This window comes from Tessaracoccus sp. O5.2, assembly GCF_964266725.1.
In the GTDB taxonomy this organism is placed as follows: Bacteria; Actinomycetota; Actinomycetes; order Propionibacteriales; family Propionibacteriaceae; genus Arachnia; species Arachnia lapidicapta.
The window spans coordinates 53,321-74,000 of the sequence record NZ_CAXWGV010000045.1 but is presented as its reverse complement, the minus strand read 5'-3'; the positions used below and the strand labels follow the sequence as shown (position 1 = coordinate 74,000).

Below are 20,680 nucleotides of genomic sequence, written 5' to 3'. Positions count from 1 at the left end.
CGAAGGACCCCATGACCGGAACCCAGCTGCCCCTCGTCTTCGACGCGCCCCTGCGGGGCAAGGCGCCGAAGCACTGGCTCGATCTCACGCCGGACGAGCGCGTCGACGCGACGCGGCGGCTGGGGCTGCCGCGGTTCCGCGCCGACCAGATCTCGCGGCACGTCTTCGACCGGCTCGAGGACGACGTCGAGCGCTTCACCGACCTCCCGGCGGCGATCCGCGACGACCTGGGCGCCCAGCTCTTCCCGCGCCTGCTCGAGCAGGTCACGCAGCGCACGGCCGACGCCGGGGCCACCGTCAAGACGCTGTGGCGGCTGCACGACGGCTCGCTGCTGGAGTCGGTCCTCATGCGCTACCCGGGCCGCTCCACCCTGTGCATCTCCTCGCAGGCGGGCTGCGGCATGGCCTGCCCGTTCTGCGCCACCGGGCAGGGCGGCCTGCAGCGCAACCTCAGCCAGGCGGAGATCACCATCCAGGCGCTGGCCGCCAACCAGATGCTCGCCTCCGGGGTCGTGCCGGGCGCCTCCGGGCGGCTCAACAACATCGTGTTCATGGGCATGGGGGAGCCCCTGGCCAACTACAAGGCGGTCATGGGCGCCATCCGCACCCTGCTGGCGCCCACCCCCGAGGGGTTCGGCATGAGCGCCCGCGGCATCACCGTGTCGACGGTGGGCCTGGTGCCGAAGATCCAGCAGCTCACCACTGAGGGCCTCCCGCTCACGCTCGCCGTCTCCCTGCACGCGCCCGACGACGAGCTCCGCGACGAGATCGTGCCCATCAACACGCGCTGGAAGGTCGGCGAGGTCGTCGACGCGGCCTGGGAGTACGCGCGGGTCACGAAGCGGCGCGTCTCCATCGAGTACGCCATGATGCGCGACATCAACGACCAGGTGCACCGCGCCGAGCTGCTCGCCCAGGTGCTGAAGAAGCGCGGGGACTGGGGCTGGGTGCACGTCAACCTCATCCCGCTGAACCCGACGCCCGGATCGAAGTGGACGGCGTCGCGGAAGGCGGACGAGCGCGCCTTCATGCAGACGCTGGAGCGGCGCGGGGTGCCGGTCACCCTGCGCGACACCCGCGGGTCCGAGATCGACGGCGCCTGCGGGCAGTTGGCGGCCACCGTCCGCGAGTGAGCATCGGTGGACCCGTCGAAACAAGTCCGACGCGGCGTCGTTACAATCGAGCCGCTATGCGTCCACCGTCGAAGGAGTACTGATGGAACAGAAACTGGAAAGCATCTTCCAGAGCGTCGTGGCCCGTAACCCTGGGGAGGCCGAGTTCCACCAGGCCGTCCGTGAGGTCTTCGAGAGCCTCGAGCCGGTCGTCGCCCGGCACCCCGAATACATCGAGTCGAAGATCCTCGAGCGCATCTGCGAACCGGAGCGGCAGATCATCTTCCGTGTGCCGTGGGTCGACGACAAGGGCGAGGTTCAGGTCAACCGTGGCTTCCGTGTCGAGTTCAACTCCGCGCTCGGCCCGTACAAGGGCGGCCTGCGCTTCCACCCCAGCGTCTACCTCGGCGTCATCAAGTTCCTCGGATTCGAGCAGATCTTCAAGAACTCGCTCACCGGCCTGCCGATCGGCGGCGGCAAGGGCGGCTCGGACTTCGACCCCCGCGGCAAGTCCGACGGCGAGGTCATGCGCTTCTGCCAGTCCTTCATGACGGAGCTGTACCGGCACCTGGGTGAGTACACCGACGTGCCGGCCGGCGACATCGGCGTCGGTGGCCGCGAGATCGGCTACATGTTCGGTCAGTACAAGCGCATCACCAACCGCTACGAGTCCGGCGTCCTGACGGGCAAGGGCATCGCGTGGGGCGGCTCGCTCGTCCGCACCGAGGCCACCGGCTACGGCACCGTCGTCTTCGCCGACGAGATGCTCAAGACCCGCGGCGAGTCGTTCGACGGCAAGCGGGTGACGGTCTCCGGGTCCGGCAACGTCGCGATCTACGCCATCGAGAAGGTCCACCAGCTCGGCGGTACCGTCATCGGGTTCTCCGACTCCACCGGCTACATCGTCGACGAGGCCGGCGTGGACCTCGACCTGCTCAAGCAGATCAAGGAGGTCGAGCGCGGCCGCGTGAGCGACTACGCCGATCGGCGGCAGTCGGCCACCTACCAGAGCAACGGCTCCATCTGGGACGTCCCCGTCGACGTCGCGCTGCCCTGCGCCACGCAGAACGAGCTGAACGGCGAGCAGGCCGCGACCCTCATCCGCAACGGCGTCAAGGCCGTGGCGGAGGGCGCCAACATGCCCACCACCCCCGAGGGCATCCGCGCGTTCCAGGAGGCCAAGATCCTCTACGGCCCGGGCAAGGCCGCCAACGCGGGTGGCGTCGCCACCTCGGCGCTGGAGATGCAGCAGAACGCGTCGCGCGACTCCTGGAGCTTCGAGTACACGGAGGAGCGCCTGACCTCGATCATGCGCAACATCCACGACATGTGCGCGGAGACGGCCGAGTCGTACGGGGCCCCGGGCGACTACGTGGTCGGCGCCAACATCGCCGGCTTCGAGAAGGTCGCCGCCGCGATGCAGGCCTTCGGTCTGGTCTGAGTCAGGGGTTTCCCCACAGGGTGCGATAGCGCCGGATCCGCTCTGGGTCCGGCGCTTCGCCGTATCCGGCCCAGAGCGCGTCCTCGTGGCCGGGCCCGAAGTTCCACTCCAGCGACCAGGACGCGATCGCGAGGTCCGCCCAGCGGTCGGCGACGCCGAGGTCCCCGACGTCGACGATGCCGACGAACGCGCCGTCGGCGTCGATGAGCGTGTTGGGCGCGCACGCGTCGCCGTGGGCGACGACGAGGAGGTCGACGTCGTCCTGGTAGCCGATCCAGTCGGCGGGGCCGAACGGGCAGTCAGTCGGGTCGAGGCTGTGGAGTATCGCGAGTCCCTCCCCGATGGCCGCGGCGGCGCGGTCCGGGTCCGCCATCCCCACGCTGCCCACCGCCGACTCGCCGGGCATCCCGAGCGTGACGATCAGCCAGCCGTCGTCGACCTCCTCGTAGTCGGCCATGCGCGGCGAGGGGAAGCGGCTCGCGAGCCAGGACAGGCGCTCAGCCTCCGGCAGCAGGTCCTCCGGGCTCCACTTGGCGTACAGCGGCTGCTCGTCGGGCCCGACCAGGCGGGCCGTGAGGCCGCCGAGCTCGTTGCGCCACACCAAGGAATCGACGCGTCGGCCGTGGGCGGCGGCCCACCGGGTGATCGCGAACGGGACGGGGGTGCCGGGCGGCGGCGTGGAGGCGAGAGGCATGCCTCGATCCTGGCACACCGGGTGCCCGCGCCGGTCCGCCTAGACTGGGCCGGTGCGCACCATCGTCCTGCTCGGATCCACCGGCTCGATCGGAACCCAGACCCTCGACGTCATCTCCAGCAGGCGGGACCGGTTCCGGGTCGTCGGGCTGTCCGCCTCCGGTGGGAACATCGAGCTCCTCGCCCGCCAGATCGTGCAGTACCAGCCCGAGACGGTGGCCCTGTCGCGGGCGAGCGCGGCCCAGGACCTCCAGCGCGCCCTGTACGCCGAGGCGGACCGGCGCGGCTGGAACGAGGGCGACTACCAGCTGCCGAGGTTGCTGCTGGGTCCGGACGCCTCGACCGAGCTCGCGGCGGCGGGAGCCGATGTCGTCGTCAACGCCATCACGGGTGCCGCGGGCCTCCGGCCCACGCTGGCCGCGCTCGCGGCCGGTTCGACGCTCGCGCTGGCCAACAAGGAGTCGCTGGTCATCGGCGGTCGCCTCGTCACGCAGGTGGCCCGGCCCGGGCAGATCGTCGCGGTGGACTCCGAGCACTCGGCCTTCGCCCAGGCCCTGCGCTCCGGGCGCTCCGACGAGGTGCGCCGGCTCATCCTCACCGCCTCCGGGGGTCCGTTCCGCGGCAGGACGCGCGACCAGCTCACGGACGTCACGCCGCAGCAGGCGATGGCACACCCCACGTGGGACATGGGACGCGTCATCACCATCAACTCCGCGACGCTGGTGAACAAGGGCCTGGAGCTCATCGAGGCGGCGCTGCTCTACGGCGTCGACTACGACGACATCGTCGTCACCGTCCACCCGCAGTCGATCGTCCACTCGATGGTGGAGTTCCATGACGGGTCGACCATCGCGCAGGTGTCGCCGCCGGACATGCGCCTGCCCATCGGCATCGCGCTCACGTGGCCGGACCGGCTCGCCGACGCCGCCGCCCCCTGCGACTGGTCCACGGCGTCGGCCTGGACCTTCGAGCCGCTCGACTCTGCCACGTTCCCCGCCGTCGAGATCGCCAGGGCGGCGGGTCGGGCCGCCGGTACCGCGCCCGCCGTGTTCAACGCCGCCAACGAGGCGTGCGTGGAGGCGTTCTGGGCGGGTGAGATCGGCTTCCTCGACATTGCCGACATCGTCGCGGTCTGCGTCGACGAGCACCTGGCCGACGGACACGTGCCCGACGCCGACCTCACCCTGGACGCGGTCCTCGCGGCCGACGGCTGGGGTCGTGCCCGCGCCGCGGAGTTGGCGGCCGGCCGATGACCGTGATCACGACGGTGCTGTTCGCCGTCCTCTTCTTCGCCGCCATCATGGCGTCGATCGCGCTGCACGAGATCGGGCACCTGGTCCCCGCCAAGCTCTTCGGCGTCCGCGTCTCGCGCTACTTCGTCGGCTTCGGGCGCACGCTGTGGTCCACCCGCCGCGGCGAGACCGAGTACGGCATCAAGCTCCTCCCGCTGGGCGGGTACGTGCGGCTGATGGGCATGTACCCGCCGCAGGGTCCGCGTACGGGCCGCGAGGGTTGGCTGACCCGCATGGCGGACCAGGCGCGCGCCGTCGAGTACGAGGAGATCACGCCCGCGGACCGCGGCCGGCTGCTCTACGAGAAGAAGCCCTGGCAGAAGATCGTCATCATGCTGGGCGGCCCCGCCATGAACCTGCTGCTGGCCTTCCTCATCTTCCTCGGCATCACGTCCGCCTTCGGCATCTACACGCCCACGCTCACGGTCGCGGCCGTCTCGGAGTGCGTCGTCGCGGCGGACCGCGCGGAGCGCACCTGCACCGGCGACGACCCGCCCAGCCCCGCGCTCGCGGCGGGCATCCGCGAGGGTGACCGCATCGTGTCCTTCAACGGCATCGAGCCCGCCGACTGGGACGAGGTGGGCGAGCTGATCCGCGCCAACGGGGCGGGGGAGGCCCGCATCGTCGTCGAGCGCGAGGGGCAGCGGGTCGAGCTGCCCACCGTCTCCACCGTCCTCAACCACGTGCCGGACCGGCTCGACCCGTCCCGCATGGTGGAGGCGGGCTTCCTCGGCGTGACACCGGTCACCGAGCAGCGGCGCGGTGGCGTGACCGAGACGGTGGAGCAGATGTGGCAGCTCACCCGGCAGTCGGTGGTCGCGCTGGCGAGCTTCCCGGTGCGCGTCTACAACGTGGCGGCGGACCTCGTCACCGGTCAGCCCCGCGACATCAACTCGCCCATCTCGATCGTCGGCGCCTCGCGGGTCGCGGGGGAGATCGGCGCGAGCGACCGGCTCGCGGCCGACGACAAGGTCGCCAGCTGGCTGTCGCTGCTCGGCTCGGTCAACCTGTTCCTGGCGCTGTTCAACCTGGTGCCGTTGCTACCGCTCGACGGCGGGCACGTCGCCGCCGCGGTGTGGGAGTGGCTCAAGCGCGTCGGGGCGCGGGTGGCCGGCCGCGCGGACCCGGGCCCCGTCGACACCGCGAAGGGGCTCCCGGTCACCTACGTGGTCGGCGGCTTCCTGCTGCTCGGCGGCGGCATCCTCATCCTCGCCGACCTCATCTCGCCCATCCAGCTGCTGTGATGCCGGGCCGCGGGCGGCGGGGGCGAACCTAGTAGTGTTGGCGCCATGTCCGTGAACCTCGGTATGCCGGCCGCGCCCGCCCCCGTTCTCGCCCCCCGCCGCCAAACCCGCCAGATCAAGGTGGGCAAGGTCCTGGTGGGCGGCGACGCCCCCATCAGCGTCCAGTCGATGACCACGACGAAGACCACGGACATCAACGCCACCCTGCAGCAGATCGCCGAGCTCACCGCGACCGGATGCGACATCGTGCGCGTCGCGGTGCCCAGCCAGGACGACGCCGACGCGCTGCCCATCATCGCGATGAAGTCGCAGATCCCCGTCATCGCGGACATCCACTTCCAGCCGCGCTACGTTTTCGCCGCCATCGACGCCGGCTGCGCCGCGGTCCGCGTGAACCCCGGCAACATCAAGCAGTTCGACGACAAGGTCGCCGAGATCGCCAAGGCCGCCTCCGACGCCGGGGTGTCGCTGCGCATCGGCGTCAACGCCGGCTCGCTCGACAAGCGGCTGCTGGCCAAGTACGGCGCCCCGACGCCCGAGGCGCTCGTGGAGTCTGCGCTATGGGAGGCGTCGCTGTTCGAGGACGTCGGCTTCCACGACTTCAAGATCTCCGTCAAGCACAACGACCCCGTCGTCATGGTGCGCGCGTACGAGATGCTGAGCGAGAAGTGCGACTACCCGTTGCACCTCGGCGTCACCGAGGCCGGGCCCGCGTTCCAGGGCACCATCAAGTCCTCCGTCGCGTTCGGGGCTCTGCTGAGCAAGGGCATCGGTGACACCATCCGCGTCTCCCTCTCGGCTCCGCCGGCCGAGGAGGTCAAGGTGGGCCTGAAGATCCTCGAGTCTCTCAACCTGCGGCCCCGCAAGCTGGACATCGTGTCCTGCCCCTCCTGTGGTCGCGCCCAGGTGGACGTCTACACCCTCGCCGAGCAGGTGACCAAGGGTCTTGAGGGGATGCAGGCGCCGCTGCGCGTGGCCGTCATGGGCTGCGTCGTCAACGGCCCGGGGGAGGCCCGCGAGGCCGATCTCGGTGTCGCGTCGGGCAACGGCAAGGGCCAGATCTTCGTCAAGGGCGAGGTCATCAAGACGGTGCCGGAGGACGAGATCGTCGAGACCCTGATCATCGAGGCGCAGCGCCTCGCCGCCGAGATGGGCGAGATCGGCACGCCTGCGGTCTCGGTCTCTTAAGCTGTCGCGCATGGCTGCCCGGGTACGCGCGTTGGGCGGCGCGGACCGGGAGGAGGCGCTGGCCTTCCTCGCGGGCAGCCCCGAGGAGAACCTGTTCCTCGCCTCCAAGATCGCCACGCTGGGCATCGACCGGCGCCGCCTCGGCAGCGTCTACGCCTACGACCGCGCCGGCCGGATCTCGTCGCTCCTGCTCGACGGCGGCACGGTCTTCGTCGCCGGTTTCGACGCCGACGCGCTGCCGGCGTTCGTCGGCCAGCTGGGTCCCATCCGTCGCTGCTCGTCGATCCTCGGTCCGGCCATCTCCGTGCTCGGCCTCCACCTCGGGCTCAGCCAGCGCTGGGACGCCTGGGGCCGCGTCAGCAACGTCCGGGCGCGTCAGCCCCTGATGCTTCTCGACCGCGAGCCCGCCGTGCCGGCCGACCCCCGGGTGCGGTGCCTCACCCCCGACGACTACCCGACCTACCTCGACGCCTCCGTGCACATGTACACCGACGAGATCGGCAGCTCGCCGTTCAAGTACGGCAGCGGCTACGAGCGCTTCGTCATGCAGCGGCTCATCGACGGCGACGCCTACGGCATCGTCGACGACGACGGCCGCGTCATCTTCAAGGCCGACCTCGGCCCCAGGCTGGGGGACCAGGCCCAGCTCCAGGGCGTGTGGGTCGCGCCGGAGCTGCGGGGTCGCGGGCTCAGCACCCCGGCGCTCAGCGGCATGCTGACGCTGGCCATGCGGCGCTTCCCGCGCATCAGCCTGTACGTCAACGACTTCAACACCCCGGCCATCCGGGCCTACGAGCGGCTCGGGTTCGTCGAGGTCGGCGCCCTCGCCACGGTCCACTTCTGAGCGGTGCCCTAGGCTGTGCCTCGTCACCCGTAGAAAGGCCTGCCTCTATGCTCACCCGTCTGTCGAGCCTGTTCGTGCGCACCCTCCGCGACGACCCCGCCGACGCAGAGGTCCCCAGCCACCGCTGGCTCGTGCGCGCGGGTTACATCCGCCGCGCCGCGCCGGGCATCTACTCGTGGCTGCCGCTGGGGCTGAAGGTGCTGCAGAAGGTCGAGACGGTGGTCCGGGAGGAGATGGACGCCATCGGCGCGCAGGAGGTGCGGTTCCCCGCGCTGCTGCCCCGCGAGCCCTACGAGGCGACCGGGCGTTGGACGGAGTACGGCGAGACCCTGTTCCGCCTGCAGGACCGCAAGGGCGCGGACATGCTGCTGGGCCCCACGCATGAGGAGATGTTCACCCTCATGGTCAAGGACCTCTACAGCTCCTACAAGGACCTGCCGCTGTCGCTCTACCAGATCCAGACCAAGTACCGCGACGAGGCCCGTCCCCGCGCCGGGCTGCTGCGTGGCCGCGAGTTCGTCATGAAGGACTCCTACTCGTTCGACGTCGACGACGCCGGCCTGGAGGCCAGCTACCAGGCGCACCGGCGTGCGTACCAGCGGATCTTCGAGCGCCTCGGCCTCGAATACGTCATCGTGTCGGCCATGGCCGGGGCCATGGGCGGCTCGCGCTCCGAGGAGTTCCTGGCCGTCGCCGACAACGGCGAGGACACCTTCGTGCGGTCGCCGGGGGGCTACGCCGCCAACGTCGAGGCCGTGCGCGTCGCCGCCCCGGCGTCGCCGCCGCTCGCCGATGCGCCCGCGATGTCGGTGGTGGAGACCCCGGACGCCGGCACCATCGCCGCCGTCGTCGACATCCTCAACCGCGACCGTCCCGACCGCGACTGGACGGGTGCGGACACGCTGAAGAACGTCTTGTTCATGGTCACCGCGCCGGACGGCACGAAGCGCCCGCTGGCGGTGGGCCTGCCCGGCGACCGCGAGGTGGACGTCAAGCGCCTCGCCGCGGCATTGGAGCCCGGGATCGCCGACGTGTTCGGCCCCGAGGACTTCGCCCGCTACCCGCAGCTCGTGGTGGGCTACATCTCCCCGGTCTCGCTGGACGGCACGCGCGTGCTGGGCAAAGACTCCGTCACCGGCATCGAGTACCTGGTCGATCCGCGGGTCGTGACCGGCACGCACTGGGCCACCGGCGCCAACGAGAAGGACCGCCACCTGGTGGGCGTCACGGCGGGTCGTGACTTCGAGCCCGACGGGATCCTCGACGTCGCCGAGGTGCGGGAGGGGGACCCGGCTCCCGACGGCTCGGGGCCGCTGTCGCTCGCCCGCGGCATCGAGATGGGCCACATCTTCCAGCTGGGCCGCAAGTACGCCGAATCGCTCGGCCTCAAGGTGCTCGACAGCAACGGCAAGCTGGTCACGGTGACCATGGGCTCCTACGGCGTCGGCGTGTCGCGCGCCGTCGCGGCGGTCGCCGAAGCGACCTGCGACGACCGCGGCCTGCGGTGGCCGCTGGCGCTGGCGCCGTTCCAGGTCCAGGTGGTCGCCACAGGCAAGGACGCGGCGCTCTTCGACGAGGCCGCGCGCATCGGCAGCGAGCTTTCCGGGCGGGGCCTCGACGTGCTGCTCGACGACCGGAAGGCCAGCCCCGGGGTCAAGTTCGCCGACGCGGAGATCATGGGCATGCCGCTGATCGTGGTCGTGGGCCGCGGTCTGGCCGACGGTGTCGTGGAACTCCGCGACCGCCGCACCGGCGACAAGCGCGAGGTCCCGGTGGGCGACATCGTCGACGAGGTGCTGCGGCAGGCGCGCTGACGCGGCGGTCTGCCGGTCAGGCCCACCCGGGCCAGAACGGCAGGGGCCGTCCGAGCGCGGTCACGGCGTCGCCCTGAGCGACGAGCAGGTCCAGGTGGTGCGCCGCGTCCGTGCCGCCGGCGGCCGCCAGCCGGCCCAGGCCGGACAGCAGCCCCGCCTCCAGCAGCGCCCATCCCTCGCGGATCTCCTCGGGGGACTCCATCGGGGTCGGGAGCTCAAACGACGCGGGCTGCAGCGGCGGCTCGCTGAGGCGCGACCGCAGCTCGTTGCGCAGCTCCCGCGCCGACGCCAGCCGGCTCACCCCGTACTCCTCGAACTCCGATGACGCGGGCAACCGGCCGAGGCCGACGCCCAAACCGTAGAGCAGCGCCCACACGTGACTGACGGCGACGGCCAGGGCCGCCTGTTCGGTCGTGGCCTGGAAGTGCGTGGGTTCGGCGTCGCCCGGCACGGGCGCCGGCCCGGGCGCACGCAGGCCGCGGGCGAGGCAGGCGGCCGACCCGTAGAGGAGACGAAGCGGCTGGTCCAGCGCGCCGAGGGCCCCGGTGCGGAGCGCGGCAACGGCGGCGTCGGAGGCCGCCGCGAGCGCGGCCAGCGCCTCCGCGGCCGTCGCCGCCGCCGGGGCGGCCGGGGTGGGGGCGGGGAAGACGGGCTCTCCGCCGGCGACCGGGTCCGCCGCCAGCAGGCGCGCCGTGACCGCCTTCACCGCTGCCGCGGCGGCATCGGCCCAGCCGGCGTAGCCCTCCGGTGCGTCCGCGGGGGCGCGTCCGGCGTCGATCGCCGAAGCCAGGCCGGCCAGGGCGGCCACGGCCGCGCGGGCGGCGGGCGACTGGGTGGGGGAGGGCGGTACCGGAACGGGAGCGGGCGCGCCGAGGATCGTGGGATCGGGCGTGCATCCGGCGAGCGCCAGGGCGGCCGCGAGGAGCCCCCGTCTGCCGAGAATCATGCCGGTCAGCCTATCGGTATGCTTGATTCTCACAATTAGGCCAACAACCGGATAGGGAGCCACGCTATGCAGGAGAAGGAGCTCGCCGCGGTCATCGAACCGATCCTCGCCGAGCACGGACTGGAGTTGGACGGGCTGCAGGTCACGCCCATCGGTCGCCGCTCGGTGCTGCGCGTCACCGTCGACGGGGACGGCCCGACAGGGCGGGGGCCGCTGCTGGACGACATCGCCGCCGCCTCCTCGGCGGTCTCCGCCGCGCTCGACGAGAGCGCCGCCGTCGGTGACCACCCCTACACGCTCGAAGTGAGCAGCCGCGGCGTCAGCGCCCCGCTGACCGCGGCCAAGCACTACCGCCGCAACACGGGGCGGCTCGTCAAGGTGTGGCTGGGAGGCGACGTCGTCACGGGACGAGTGGTGGCCGTCACGGACGCGGACGTGACCCTGGACGTCGACGGTGCGGAGCGGACGCTCTCCCTGGCCGACGTGACCAAGGCCGTCGTGCAGGTCGAACTGAACCGCCTGCCCGACGACGAGTTCGGAGAGGACGCATGATGGATGTCGATCTCGCTGCACTGCGGGCGATCGAGCGGGACAAGGAGATCTCCGAGGAGTACCTCATCAAGACCCTCGAGGACGCCCTGCTCAACGCCTACAACAAGACCCCCCACGCCCTGCGCGGCGTCAAGGTCGAGATCAACCGCAAGACCGGCAAGGTCAGCGTGCTCGCGCCCGAGTTCGATGACGACGACCAGGTCATCGGCTACTTCGACGACACCCCCGAGGACTTCGGTCGGATCGCCGCCGCCACGGCGCGCCAGGTGATCTTCCAGCGCATCCGGGAGGCGGAGGACGAGCAGAAGTTCGGCCACTTCTCCGGCTCGGAGGGCGACATCGTCGTCGGCACCATCCAGCAGGACCGCGACACCAAGGCGGTCAGGGTGGATCTCGGCAGCCTCGAGGCCATGATGCCGCTGGCCGAGCAGGTGCCCGGCGAGGACTACTCGCACGGCCGACGCCTGCGGGTGTACGTCGTGGCGGTCCGCCGCGAGCTGCGCGGCCCGCAGGTCATCGTGTCGCGGACGCACCCCAACCTGGTCCGGAAGCTCTTCGCGCTCGAGGTGCCCGAGATCGGGCAGGGCGTCGTCGAGATCAAGGAGATCGCGCGCGAGGCCGGGCACCGGACCAAGATCGCCGTCATGTCGCACCACCCGGAGGTCTCCGCCAAGGGTGCCTTCATCGGGCCGATGGGCCAGCGGGTGCGGGCCGTGACGCACGAGCTGGGTGAGGAGAAGATCGACATCGTCGACTACTCCGAGGACCCGGCGAAGTTCGTCGCCGCGGCGCTGTCCCCGGCGAAGGTGCTCTCGGTGACGGTGCTCGACGCGCAGGCCCGGGCCTGCCGCGCGGTGGTGCCGGACTACCAGCTGTCGCTGGCGATCGGACGCGAGGGGCAGAACGCCCGACTGGCCGCCCGCCTCACCGGATGGCGCATCGACATCCAGCCGGACACCGCGGCCAACGCCTGACGGCGGCCGCCGCTTGGGAGAGGGCGCGCCGGCTGACGTAGCATGTGCGGATCATGTCTGTTCACCGCGCGTTCATCTCCCGTCTGCTTGCGCCCCGTCACGTGCGGGGGCGGCTGCTGGTGCTCGTGCTGCCCGTCGCGCTGCTCGGGGTCTGGCTGAAGCTGGCGCGCATCGACCGCTTCTACCCGGGCAGCCAGGCGGCGGACATCGCGGCGAAGGCCTGGTCCGAGGCCGCCTTCGGGGCGGCGTGGATCCTGCTGTGGGCGGGGCTGGTGGCCTTCGGCCCTCGGTGGTACCGCGCCGCCGCGCTGCTGGCGGCCCATGTGGCGACTCTCGTGCTCGGCGTGTTCCTCGTCGTCAGCCACGAGTACGTCATGAAGACGGGCAACCCGCTGACCGCCGAGCAGATCCTCTACGCCTGGCGGGGCCGCGGCGAGCTCGACGCGCTGCTCGAGTCGCAGACGAGCCCGGCCACCATCGGCCTGCTGGTCTGGGTCGCGGTCTCGACGACGGTCCTGCCGCCCCTGCTCGCCGGGCCGGTGTCGCGGGTCCTGCGCTCCCCGTCGCGGCTGGTCCGCCGCGCCGTCGCGGCGGGTGCGGCGCTGCTGCTCGCGGCGTCCGCGTGGAGCGCGCCCACGGTGTCGGCGGCGTTCGCGCTCGCCCCTCCCGTGCAGCTCGTCGTCACGCCGCTGCGTGAGGCGAGCGCCTACCCCGACGAGCCGTCCGCCGACGTGGCGGCCGACGTCGCCGCGCCGGACACCCGGCTCGAACCCACGGCCGGGGAGGATCAGCGCAACCTCGTCATCATCACCCTGGAGTCCCACCGGGCCACCTCGACCCTGCCGGAGACCCGCCAGCCCGTGACGCCGGTCCTGGATGCCCTGGCGGCCGACAGCCTGACGCCCAGCCGCGGCTACTCGATTCTGCCGCATACCTCCAAGGCCCTGACGGCCATTCACTGTGGGTTCGCGCCGCCCACCGATCACGACAACACCGAGGCGGATGCCGGCAGCCTCCCGCTGCCGTGCCTGCCGGAGCTCCTCGCGGAGCAGGGGTACTCGACGGCGTTCTTCCAGTCCGCCACGGAGAACTTCGAACGGCGCCGCGGCACGGCCCGCAACCTGGGCTTCGAGTCCTTCCGCTCGATGGACTCGATGGACAAGGACGGCTTCTTCCGCGCCAACTACTTCGGTTACGAGGACGACATCATGCTCGGCCCGGCGCGCGACTGGCTCGACGCCGTCGACGGCTCCCCGTTCCAGATGAGCCTGCTCACGGTGACCGGGCACCACGACTACATCCTGCACGGTCAGGACCTCATCGACTTCGTCGACGACCCGCTGCTCAACTCCTACCTCAACGCCATCCACTACCAGGACGCCTTCGTCGGCCGGGTGATCGAGATGTTCAAGGAGCTGGGGCTCTACGAGGACACCGTGTTCGTCGTCACGGGCGACCACGGCGAGGGCTTCGGCGAGCACCGGGTGTTCCAGCACGACAACACCATCTACGAGGAGGGCATCCGGATCCCCTACCTCGTGCACGACCCCCGGGCCGCGGGTGTGCGCCTCGACCAGCCCGCCAACCAGCTGGCCGTGCTGCCCACCGCCGTGGACGCCATCGGCTTCGACCTGGTCAGCGAGCACGAGTACCAGCCCTCGCTGTTGAGCGACGAACCGCAGGGACCCCTGGTGGCGACCTGCTGGGCCCGCGGCCGCTGCACCGCCGTCATCGACGGCGACCGCAAGCTGATCCACCACTTCGGGGACCGCCGTGACGAGGTCTTCGACCTGGCCGCGGACTCCGGGGAACTGACCGACCTCGCGGCTGACAGCGATCCGCGGTGGATGGCCGAGATGCGCGACGAGGCGCTCCAGTGGTACGTGGACGCTGAGGCCTGGTACGCCGCCCATCGCGGCGAGGAGACCACAGACTGAGAGAATCTCAGCGTTTTTTTGGTTTTCTCTCAACCGCGGGTTAGCCTGAGTCGTCACCATCACTCGACTTAGAGGAATTCTGCTTGATGACCAAGAGGTTCTGGATCCCGGCAGCGGCCGGCGGCTGTGCGCTCGCACTCGTCTCCGCGGCGGGCATCGCCACCGCGCTGCACAAGAACGACGTCACACTCGTCGTCGACGGGGTCAGCAAGACCATCGCGGTCCGTGAGGACACCGTCGCCGAGGTGCTCGAGCTCGAGAACCTCGAGCTCGGCCAGCACGACGTCGTCCTGCCCGGCCCGGACACCGAAGTGAGCGACGACATGGAGATCAGCGTCGCCTACGGCCGTCCGCTCGAGGTCACCGTCGATGGCGAACGCCGGGTCGTCTGGACCACGGCGCGCACCGTCGGCCAGGCGCTGCAGATGCTCGATCTCGGCGCCACGGACTCGAAGCTGTCCACCTCCCGTTCGACCGGCATCACGCGTGAGGGCCTGACGATGGAGATCGCCACGGCCAAGGACGTCACGATCACCGTCGCGGGGACCCCGCAGAACATCCGCATTGCCGGGACCGTCGCCGACGTCCTCGCCGAGGCCGGCGTCACCCCCGACGCCGACGACAAGGTCACGCCCGCGCCCGCCACGGAGCTCGAGGACGGCATGGCCGTCTCCTTCGTCGCCGTGGAGGTCAAGGAGAGCTCGAAGAACGTCGGGATCGACTTCACGAAGAAGTCCGTCAAGACCGACGACCTCTTCGAGGGCACCACGAAGGTCAAGACCAAGGGCGTCGACGGCGTCGCGCGCGAGATCTACACCGACGTGTACGAGGACGGCACGCTCGTCAGCTCGACGCTGAAGGAAACGGTCGTGTCGAAGCAGCCGGTGCAGCAGGTCACGCTCGTGGGCACCAAGAAGCGCCCGGTGGCCAAGACGGAGTCTTCCTCCTCGTCATCGTCGACGTCCTCCTCGTCCTCCGGCGCGGGCATCAACCTGGCGCGTGAGGCGATGTGGGACCGGATCGCCCAGTGCGAGTCGACGGGCCGCTGGAGCATCAACACCGGCAACGGCTACTACGGCGGGCTGCAGTTCAACCTGCAGACCTGGCTCTCGGTGGACGGCGACGACTTCGCCTACTACCCGCACCAGGCCACGCGCGCCGAGCAGATCACCGTCGCGAACCGGCTCTACGAGATCCGCGGCACGCAGCCGTGGAGCTGCGCCTGAGCCACAAGGCAGACGACACCCCGCCGGATTCCCGGCGGGGTGTCGTCGTCTCCGGCGGGTCAGCGGTGGTGACCGCCGTACCGCATGCCCACGATGCCTGCGTCGATGGCCTTCTGGACCGCGTCGGCCTCGTCCTGGGTCAGCGTGCCGGCCGCGACGGCCTCGTCCAGGGCTTCCTGGTCCGCCGCGGCGCGCTCCGCCTGGTGCTCCGCGCGGAGCTCGTCGACGGCGGTCTGCACCGCAGAGACCTCCATGCCGAGCTCCTCGGCCAGCGCCTCCACGTAGGCCGTCTGGTGCGCGGCCCGGGCGGCCTCCCGCTCCTCATCGGTGGCGTCCGCGTCGGGCCGCTCGGTGGGGGACACCGCGTCCCGGGCAGCGTCGACGGCGTCGGCGAGTGCGTCCTCGCTGACCCCGAGCTTCTCGGCGAGCGCGCTGGTGTCGGCGCCCATCATCCCGGGTCCGCCGTGGCGCCCCCCTCCGCGGCGTGGGGTCTCCGTCGCGTCGTCGCTGCCGGCCGACGCGGAGGCGCTGGCGCTGGGAACGGGGGTGCTGGTCTGGTCCGCGTTGGCGAGCTGTGCGAGGCCGAAGCCGAGTCCGGCCGCCATGGCGGCGGCTGACAGCCCCGCGATTGTCCTGTTGGTCATGAACGTGGTCCTTTCGTGTCTTCGGGCGGACTGCCCGACACGTTCCACGATCCCGCCGTCGACTGTGTGGACGCTGTGCGGCGGCTTGGCAGTCACTGGCAGTGTTCTAGGCTGTGGCCGTGACTCCGCAACGCACCTGCATCGGCTGCCGCCGCCGCGACGACCAGTCGGCGCTGGTGCGGCTCGTGCGCCGCGGAGACCTCGTCGTCGACGGGACGACGCCGCGCCTGCCCGGGCGGGGCGCGTACGTGCATCGGGCATGCCTGGGCCTGGCGGTCTCGCGTCAGGCGGTGCGCCGGGCGTTCCGTGCACCGGTGACGCTGGATCCCCGGCTGGAAGCGTCGGCCCCGGCGCGATAGGATAGCCAGCGGCCCACACGTGAGTGGGTGCATCGTTCCACGCCATCTCGGCGTCAACCAGAAGGTGGGCTAACGCTCATGACCACTCGATGAGTACCCAACGATGATTCAACACAACTAAAGGTCCGCATCCCCTTGGAGGTCGGGCCGTGAAGGAGAGTAGTGGCTAAGCCTCGCGTCCACGAGATCGCCAAGGAAATCGGAAAGACAAGTAAAGACCTGCTGGCCTGGCTAGGCGAGAACGGCGAATACGTTCGCGGTCCGTCCTCGACCCTGGAAGCCCCCGTGGTGCGTCGCATCCGCGAGGCGTTCACCAGCGCTCCCGCGGCTCCGGCCGCGCAGCCCGCCCCGTCGGCGGCACCCAAGCCGGCCCCCGCACCCAGCGCGCACGCGGCCCCCGCGCCGTCCGCGCCGTCGACCCCCGCCACCGAGGCTCCCCGCCCGGCGGCCCCCGCGCCGCGCCCGGCCACCCCGGCGCCCGCGCCCCCGCCGGCACCTGCCGCTGAGCCCTCGGCGGCTCCCCGTCAGGCCCCCGGCGCCCCGCGCCCCGGAACCCCCCAGGCGCCCTCGGCGCAGCGTCCCGCGGCCCCCGGGCAGCGCTCGGCAGCCCCGGGTCAGCGTCCCCCGGCCGCCGGTCAGCGTCCGGCCGCGCCCGCGCAGCGTCCCGCCGCCCCGGCGCCCCGGCCCGGCGCAGCCGCGCCGCGTCCCGGCACGCCAGGCCCGCGTCCGGCCGCACCCGCTCCCGGCGGTGCGCCCCGCAAGCCCGGAGCGCCCCGCCCCGGTAACAACCCCTTCGCGCCCTCGCAGGGCATGGGCACCCAGCAGCGCCGTCGTCCCGACGGTGCGCGTCCTGGTGCGCCCGGCGCCCGTCCTGGAGCGCCCGGCGCCGGTGGCGACCGCCTCCCGCGTCCCGGAGGCTCCGGCGGCGTGCCCGGCATGCCCCGCCCCAACCCCGCGATGATGCCCAAGACGGCGAACCCGCAGATCGGTACCCCCGCCCGCGGTGGCCGTCCCGGCGGCCCGGGCGGTCCCGGCCGTGGTCGTCCCGGCGGCGGTCGTCCCGGCGGTCCGGGCGGCGCCGGCGGCGCCGGTGGTCCCGGATTCGGCGGCGGCATGGCACCGGCCGGCGGCGGAGGTCGCGGTGGCGGTCGCGGTCGCTCCGGTGGCACGCAGGGCGCCTTCGGGCGCGGCGGCGCGGCCGGTAAGCGTGGCCGCAAGTCCAAGAAGCAGCGCAGGCAAGAGTTCGACCAGATGGAGGCGCCGGCGATCGGCGGCGTGCGCGTCCGCAAGGGCGACGGCCAGACCGTCCGGCTCCGCCGCGGCGCATCCCTGACCGACCTCGCCGAGAAGATCGGCGTAGAGCCCGCGTCGCTGGTGCAGGTGCTGTTCCATCTCGGTGAGATGGTCACGGCCACGCAGTCCGTCGCCGACGAGACCCTCGAGGTGCTCGGAGCGGAACTCGACTACAACATCGAGGTCGTCTCCCCGGAGGACGAGGACCGCGAGCTGCTCGAGAGCTTCGACCTCGAGTTCGGCGAAGACATCGGCGACGAGGACGACCTGGAGGCGCGGCCCCCGGTCGTGACCGTCATGGGTCACGTCGACCACGGCAAGACGAAGCTGCTCGACGCCCTGCGGCACACCAACCTCGTGGCGAAGGAGGCCGGCGGCATCACGCAGGCCATCGGCGCGTACCAGGTCGCCACCGAGGTGGACGGTCAGGAGCGGTCGATCACCTTCATCGACACCCCCGGTCACGAGGCCTTCACGGCCATGCGAGCCCGCGGCGCTAAGTCCACGGACATCGCCGTGCTCGTGGTGGCCGCCGATGACGGAGTCATGCCCCAGACGATCGAGGCGCTCAACCACGCCAAGGCGGCCGACGTTCCCATCGTCGTCGCGGTCAACAAGATCGACAAGGACGCGGCGGATCCCACCCGCGTCCGCGGACAGCTGTCCGAGTTCGGCCTGGTGCCGGAGGAGTACGGCGGCGACACGCAGTTCGTCGACGTGTCCGCCGTCACCCGGCAGGGCCTGGACGAGCTGCTCGAGGCCATCGTGCTCACGGCCGACGCCGCCCTCGACCTGCGCGCCAACCCGGACATGCCCGCCCAGGGTGTGGCCATCGAGGCGCACCTCGACAAGGGTCGCGGCCCGGTCGCGACCGTGCTCGTCCACCGCGGCACGCTGCGCATCGGCGACTCGATCGTGGCGGGCTCAGCGCACGGCCGTGTCCGCGCGCTGATCAACGACCAGGGCGAGACCGTCGACGAGGCGCTGCCCTCGATGCCGGTCCAGGTGCTCGGCCTGACGTCGGTTCCCGGCGCGGGCGACAACGTCCTGGTCGTCGAGGACGACCGGATGGCCCGGCAGATCGCCGACAAGCGGGAGGCGCGCATGCGTGCCGCCCAGCAGGCCAAGACCAGCCGTCGCAAGACCCTCGACCAGCTGTTCGAGCAGCTGGAGAAGGGCGAGACGCAGGAACTCCTGCTCATTCTCAAGGGCGACGGCGCGGGTTCGGTCGAGGCTCTGGAGGACGCCCTCAGCAAGATCGAGGTCGGCGACGAGGTGTCGCTGCGCGTCATCGACCGCGGTGTCGGTGCCATCACCGAGACCAACGTGTCGCTGGCCGCGGCGTCCAAGGCCGTCATCATCGGGTTCAACGTGCGGCCCACGCCGCACGCCACCCAGATGGCGGACCGGGAGAACGTGGACATCCGCTTCTACTCGGTCATCTACCAGGCCATCGACGAGATCGAGGCGGCGCTCAAGGGCATGCTCAAGCCGATCTTCGCCGAAGAGGTCCGGGGCCAGGCCGAGATCCGCGAGATCTTCCGCTCCTCGAAGTTCGGCAACATCGCCGGATGTATGGTCACCAGCGGCTCGATCCGCCGCAACGCCAGCGCGCGGCTTCTGCGCGACGGCGTGGTCATCGCCACGACGTCCATCGCGTCGCTGCGTCGTGAGAAGGACGACGCCACGGAGGTCCGCGAGGGCTTCGAGTGCGGCATGACCCTGGCCAACTACAACGACATCCGGATCGGTGACGTCGTCGAGACGTTCGAGATGGTGGAGAAGGAGCGGAGCTGACCCATGCCCGGACCGAGAAACGCCAAGCTGGCGGACCAGATCAAGGTCATCCTGGCCTCGACCATCGAGCGGCGGGTCAAGGACCCCCGCCTCGGGTTCGTCACCATCACGGAGGTGCGGCTGACCGGTGACAACCGGGAGGCCACCGCCTTCTACACGGTGCTCGGGGACGACGAGGCGCGCGCCGGCACGGCCGCGGCCCTCGAGTCGGCGACGGGGATGCTCCGCTCGACGGTGGGGCAGCAGCTCGGGATGAAGTTCACCCCGACGCTGACCTTCGTCCTCGACGCCACGCCCGAAGTGGCGCGGCACATCGAGGACCTCCTCGCCCAGGTGCAGGCCACCGACGCCGCCGCAGCCGCGGCGGCGCTCGGCAAGGAGTACGCCGGGGAGCCGGACCCGTACCGCAAGCCGCGGGAGGACGACGACGAGGCCGACCAGGTCGACGACCGGTGACCTCCGCCTCGGGGGTGGTGATCGTCGACAAGCCGTCGGGGGTCACCTCCCACCAGGTGGTCGGCCGTCTCCGGCGGCTCCTGGGCACCAGGAAGATCGGCCACGCCGGCACCCTGGACCCGATGGCCACCGGGGTGCTGATCCTCGGCGTGAACCGCGCAACGCGGCTCCTCGGCCACCTCGCGCTGCACGACAAGGCGTACACCGCCACCGTGCGGCTGGGGGAGTCGTCGTCGACGGATGACGCGGACGGCGACGTCGTCGCGGTGGCGGACGCGTCGCGGCTCGGGCGCGACGACCTCGAGGCCGCGGCCGCCCCGTTGCGTGGGGACATCCTGCAGGTGCCCAGCGCCGTCTCGGCCATCAAGGTCGACGGCAGGCGCGCCTACGCGCGCGTCCGGGCGGGGGAGGACGTCGCGCTCGCGGCCCGCCCCGTCACGGTGTCGCGGCTGGAGATCACGGATCTCCGCCCCGCCGGCCGCTGCCTGGACGTCGACCTGGAGGTTGAGTGCTCCTCCGGCACCTACGTGCGGGCGCTCGCCCGGGACCTCGGAGCGGCGCTGGGGGTCGGGGGCCACCTGACCGCGCTGCGCCGCACCCGTATCGGCGGCTACGGCATCGCCGACGCCGTCGTCCTCGGCGACGAGGCACCGCCCCTCATGGCGATGGCCGACGCCGCCAGGCTCAGCTTCCCCGTCGTCGAGCTGACGCAGGAGGAGGCCCGCGACGTCGGCTACGGGCGTCCGCTCGCCCGCGAGGTACCGGGTGCCCCCACGGGTGTCCTGTCGCCCGGCGGCGAGCTGCTCGCGCTCTACGCGCCGGCCGCGGGGGGATCGGCGCCGGTTGCGGTGCTGGTCGGGCCATGACA

Annotated in this window: 18 protein-coding genes; 15 read left to right on the top strand and 3 right to left on the bottom strand. The window is 71.6% G+C overall.

Annotated features, from left to right (window positions below; genetic code table 11):
- Positions 1–11 precede the first annotated feature (11 nt).
- Together rlmN and gdhA are read left to right on the top strand one after the other, a co-directional pair.
- Positions 12–1,133 (top strand): 23S rRNA (adenine(2503)-C(2))-methyltransferase RlmN, encoded by a 1,122-nt coding sequence (gene rlmN / locus ACFQPD_RS11415; protein ID WP_385900788.1) that lies wholly within the window; start codon positions 12–14, stop codon positions 1,131–1,133.
- Between the two features lie 82 nt (positions 1,134–1,215).
- Positions 1,216–2,553, top strand: coding sequence for an NADP-specific glutamate dehydrogenase (gene gdhA, locus ACFQPD_RS11410; protein ID WP_385900786.1), 1,338 nt, complete (start codon positions 1,216–1,218; stop codon positions 2,551–2,553).
- Between the two features lies 1 nt (position 2,554).
- Here the strand turns inward: gdhA and ACFQPD_RS11405 are convergent, their stop codons facing one another.
- The gene (locus tag ACFQPD_RS11405) at positions 2,555–3,247 is read right to left on the bottom strand and encodes a phosphotransferase (RefSeq protein WP_068752565.1); all 693 of its coding nucleotides are present in this window, start codon (positions 3,245–3,247) and stop codon (positions 2,555–2,557) included.
- 52 nt (positions 3,248–3,299) lie between these two features.
- Between ACFQPD_RS11405 and dxr the strand changes: the two genes are divergently transcribed.
- From dxr to ACFQPD_RS11380, 5 genes are read left to right on the top strand one after another with little or no spacing between them, the layout of a single operon-like run.
- Positions 3,300–4,499: a 1-deoxy-D-xylulose-5-phosphate reductoisomerase gene (gene dxr, locus ACFQPD_RS11400; RefSeq protein WP_385900784.1), complete on the top strand. Its 1,200-nt coding sequence runs from the start codon at positions 3,300–3,302 to the stop codon at positions 4,497–4,499.
- Entirely contained in the window at positions 4,496–5,782 is a 1,287-nt protein-coding gene (locus ACFQPD_RS11395) for a M50 family metallopeptidase (protein ID WP_385900782.1), read from the top strand. The genes dxr and ACFQPD_RS11395 overlap by 4 nt, the downstream gene beginning before the upstream one ends.
- A 45-nt stretch (positions 5,783–5,827) precedes the next feature.
- A complete protein-coding gene (gene ispG / locus ACFQPD_RS11390; protein ID WP_068752568.1) occupies positions 5,828–6,970 on the top strand; it encodes a flavodoxin-dependent (E)-4-hydroxy-3-methylbut-2-enyl-diphosphate synthase in 1,143 nt (380 codons plus the stop codon).
- Positions 6,971–6,980: 10 nt separating this feature from the next.
- Positions 6,981–7,814 (top strand): GNAT family N-acetyltransferase, encoded by an 834-nt coding sequence (locus ACFQPD_RS11385; protein WP_385900780.1) that lies wholly within the window; start codon positions 6,981–6,983, stop codon positions 7,812–7,814.
- 47 nt (positions 7,815–7,861) lie between these two features.
- Positions 7,862–9,628 carry a proline--tRNA ligase gene (locus ACFQPD_RS11380; RefSeq protein ID WP_385900779.1) on the top strand — a complete coding sequence of 589 codons (1,767 nt, stop codon included), beginning with the start codon at positions 7,862–7,864 and terminating at the stop codon, positions 9,626–9,628.
- 16 nt (positions 9,629–9,644) lie between these two features.
- Here ACFQPD_RS11380 and ACFQPD_RS11375 read toward each other — a convergent pair whose 3' ends face one another.
- Positions 9,645–10,574, bottom strand: a complete 930-nt coding sequence (locus tag ACFQPD_RS11375) for a hypothetical protein (RefSeq protein WP_385900777.1) — start codon at positions 10,572–10,574, stop codon at positions 9,645–9,647.
- Positions 10,575–10,640: 66 nt separating this feature from the next.
- Here ACFQPD_RS11375 and rimP point away from each other — a divergent pair, with 66 nt between their 5' ends.
- The 4 genes from rimP to ACFQPD_RS11355 all read left to right on the top strand — a co-directional run bounded on the left by rimP (position 10,641) and on the right by ACFQPD_RS11355 (position 15,263).
- On the top strand, positions 10,641–11,126 hold the full coding sequence (gene rimP / locus ACFQPD_RS11370) for a ribosome maturation factor RimP (RefSeq protein WP_385900776.1): 486 nt from the start codon (positions 10,641–10,643) through the stop codon (positions 11,124–11,126).
- Positions 11,126–12,100 (top strand): transcription termination factor NusA, encoded by a 975-nt coding sequence (nusA, locus tag ACFQPD_RS11365; RefSeq protein ID WP_068752573.1) that lies wholly within the window; start codon positions 11,126–11,128, stop codon positions 12,098–12,100. Before rimP ends, nusA begins: the two co-directional genes overlap by 1 nt.
- A gap of 53 nt (positions 12,101–12,153) precedes the next feature.
- A complete protein-coding gene (locus ACFQPD_RS11360; protein ID WP_385900774.1) occupies positions 12,154–14,037 on the top strand; it encodes an LTA synthase family protein in 1,884 nt (627 codons plus the stop codon).
- 86 nt (positions 14,038–14,123) lie between these two features.
- On the top strand, positions 14,124–15,263 hold the full coding sequence (locus ACFQPD_RS11355) for a transglycosylase family protein (protein WP_385900773.1): 1,140 nt from the start codon (positions 14,124–14,126) through the stop codon (positions 15,261–15,263).
- Between the two features lie 59 nt (positions 15,264–15,322).
- On the opposite strand, the gene ACFQPD_RS11350 is transcribed toward ACFQPD_RS11355, so the two are convergent.
- Positions 15,323–15,907, bottom strand: a complete 585-nt coding sequence (locus ACFQPD_RS11350; protein WP_385900772.1) for a hypothetical protein — start codon at positions 15,905–15,907, stop codon at positions 15,323–15,325.
- A gap of 119 nt (positions 15,908–16,026) precedes the next feature.
- Here ACFQPD_RS11350 and ACFQPD_RS11345 point away from each other — a divergent pair, with 119 nt between their 5' ends.
- The 4 genes from ACFQPD_RS11345 (at position 16,027) to truB (ending at position 20,678) form a co-directional block, all read left to right on the top strand.
- A complete protein-coding gene (locus ACFQPD_RS11345) occupies positions 16,027–16,266 on the top strand; it encodes a YlxR family protein (protein WP_385900771.1) in 240 nt (79 codons plus the stop codon).
- Positions 16,267–16,428: 162 nt separating this feature from the next.
- The gene (gene infB / locus ACFQPD_RS11340) at positions 16,429–19,356 is read left to right on the top strand and encodes a translation initiation factor IF-2 (RefSeq protein ID WP_385900769.1); all 2,928 of its coding nucleotides are present in this window, start codon (positions 16,429–16,431) and stop codon (positions 19,354–19,356) included.
- A 3-nt stretch (positions 19,357–19,359) separates the two neighbouring features.
- Positions 19,360–19,812 (top strand): 30S ribosome-binding factor RbfA, encoded by a 453-nt coding sequence (gene rbfA / locus ACFQPD_RS11335; protein ID WP_068752217.1) that lies wholly within the window; start codon positions 19,360–19,362, stop codon positions 19,810–19,812.
- Entirely contained in the window at positions 19,809–20,678 is an 870-nt protein-coding gene (gene truB / locus ACFQPD_RS11330) for a tRNA pseudouridine(55) synthase TruB (protein ID WP_385900767.1), read from the top strand. Before rbfA ends, truB begins: the two co-directional genes overlap by 4 nt.
- The last annotated feature ends 2 nt before the right edge of the window (positions 20,679–20,680 follow it).

Bases quoted from the DNA above. Each gene is read 5' to 3' on its own strand.
- rlmN (WP_385900788.1), top strand. From the start codon at position 12: ATGACCGGAACCCAGCTGCCCCTCGTCTTCGACGCGCCCCTGCGGGGC.
- gdhA (WP_385900786.1), top strand. From the start codon at position 1,216: ATGGAACAGAAACTGGAAAGCATCTTCCAGAGCGTCGTGGCCCGTAAC.
- ACFQPD_RS11405 (WP_068752565.1), bottom strand. From the start codon at position 3,247: ATGCCTCTCGCCTCCACGCCGCCGCCCGGCACCCCCGTCCCGTTCGCG.
- ACFQPD_RS11395 (WP_385900782.1), top strand. From the start codon at position 4,496: ATGACCGTGATCACGACGGTGCTGTTCGCCGTCCTCTTCTTCGCCGCC.
- ispG (WP_068752568.1), top strand. From the start codon at position 5,828: ATGTCCGTGAACCTCGGTATGCCGGCCGCGCCCGCCCCCGTTCTCGCC.
- ACFQPD_RS11385 (WP_385900780.1), top strand. From the start codon at position 6,981: ATGGCTGCCCGGGTACGCGCGTTGGGCGGCGCGGACCGGGAGGAGGCG.
- ACFQPD_RS11380 (WP_385900779.1), top strand. From the start codon at position 7,862: ATGCTCACCCGTCTGTCGAGCCTGTTCGTGCGCACCCTCCGCGACGAC.
- ACFQPD_RS11375 (WP_385900777.1), bottom strand. From the start codon at position 10,574: ATGATTCTCGGCAGACGGGGGCTCCTCGCGGCCGCCCTGGCGCTCGCC.
- rimP (WP_385900776.1), top strand. From the start codon at position 10,641: ATGCAGGAGAAGGAGCTCGCCGCGGTCATCGAACCGATCCTCGCCGAG.
- nusA (WP_068752573.1), top strand. From the start codon at position 11,126: ATGGATGTCGATCTCGCTGCACTGCGGGCGATCGAGCGGGACAAGGAG.
- ACFQPD_RS11360 (WP_385900774.1), top strand. From the start codon at position 12,154: ATGTCTGTTCACCGCGCGTTCATCTCCCGTCTGCTTGCGCCCCGTCAC.
- ACFQPD_RS11355 (WP_385900773.1), top strand. From the start codon at position 14,124: ATGACCAAGAGGTTCTGGATCCCGGCAGCGGCCGGCGGCTGTGCGCTC.
- ACFQPD_RS11350 (WP_385900772.1), bottom strand. From the start codon at position 15,907: ATGACCAACAGGACAATCGCGGGGCTGTCAGCCGCCGCCATGGCGGCC.
- rbfA (WP_068752217.1), top strand. From the start codon at position 19,360: ATGCCCGGACCGAGAAACGCCAAGCTGGCGGACCAGATCAAGGTCATC.